Raw genomic sequence first — 1,314 nt, forward strand, 5'->3', positions numbered from 1 at the left:
ACAATTCTTCGTCCTGAAGGGTTCAGTATTTATCGCACATATTCTTCCATTGCTGCGATGAATGCAGACTTAAACAATGTTCCGGAAGGGAAGTTCATCTTAATAAACACCGGCAGCGTGGAAGATGAAGACACCGCGAAATTATATGTACGTGGCGCATCTTCGTTTGAGTACCTTGTAGATATGTCCGGTGCTCGCGGATTTACCGGGAAAACTCCGCAAATAAGTATTGGATTAGTGACGAAGGGAGAAAATCCATCTGCCTCTTTGTCTCCTGATGGAACCGATACGGATGGAAATCCCAAATACCTGTTAAACCTTGTATTACCCAAGGGTGATAAAGGAGAAAAGGGCGATGTCGGTCCGATTGGACCCGAAGGGAAACAGGGACCTGTCGGACCTGTAGGTCCAGTAGGCGCTCCATTTACATACGATATGTTTACAGATGAACAGCTTGCTTTGTTAATCGGTCCAGTTGGCCCTAAAGGTGAAAAAGGAGACAAAGGCGATGTTGGACCAAAAGGCGAGAAGGGAGATACCGGAGAACAAGGTGTAGCTGGCGTACAAGGTCCTGTCGGTCCCAAAGGGGATGTCGGAGAAACGGGTCCCCAAGGACCAAAAGGCGAGAAGGGGGACGTAGGCGAACAAGGTCCGCAGGGATTAAGAGGCGAGAACGGTATCTCATGCGACTGGCAATGGTCCGGAACATCTTTGCGCATATACGGTGCTTCTGGTTGGAGTAGCTATGTAAATTTAATTGGTCCGCAAGGTCCTACTGGAGCTACGGGGTCAAGAGGCGCAACCGGTGCGACAGGTCCGCAGGGTCCCAAAGGTGATACAGGGGCAACAGGCCCGCAAGGTCCGAAGGGAGATAGTGGTGTATTTTCTGGCGGAACAATTACATCAGCCATAGAAATGTATTCGAATCAAGGTTTTTTTGCAAAAATTATAGGTTCGCAATCTGACTTTGGAGTCCAAACAAACGGTATGGACACATGTCTGTATTGTGCTCTTCCCGGAGGTAAAAATTCCGACCAACATTTCAGATTTTATAAAAATGCAGATTTATTGTGCCAGATGGGTAAAGGATATATGCAGACAAATGTAGGTTGGACAGTCTCTTCCGATATGCGCCTGAAAAACAAGACAGGTGATTTTGACTCCGTTCTGGATAAGATAAAAAATATAGCTGTGTTCTACTACAGCCGAAAGGATATGGAAAATGAAAAGGTCTACGGTGGTGTATCAGCCCAGAACATATTAGATTATTATCCTGTATTTGTTACCAAAAATGACGCAGGAGAATATGGAGTT

1 pseudogene is annotated in these 1,314 nt (G+C 46.0%); it reads left to right on the top strand.

The window, feature by feature from the left end:
* Positions 1-1,314: pseudogene (locus tag DW103_RS18560) on the top strand (hypothetical protein); the annotation flags it as partial.

Origin of the sequence: Parabacteroides sp. AM08-6 (assembly GCF_003473295.1) — a bacterium.
Lineage (GTDB): Bacteria > Bacteroidota > Bacteroidia > Bacteroidales > Tannerellaceae > Parabacteroides.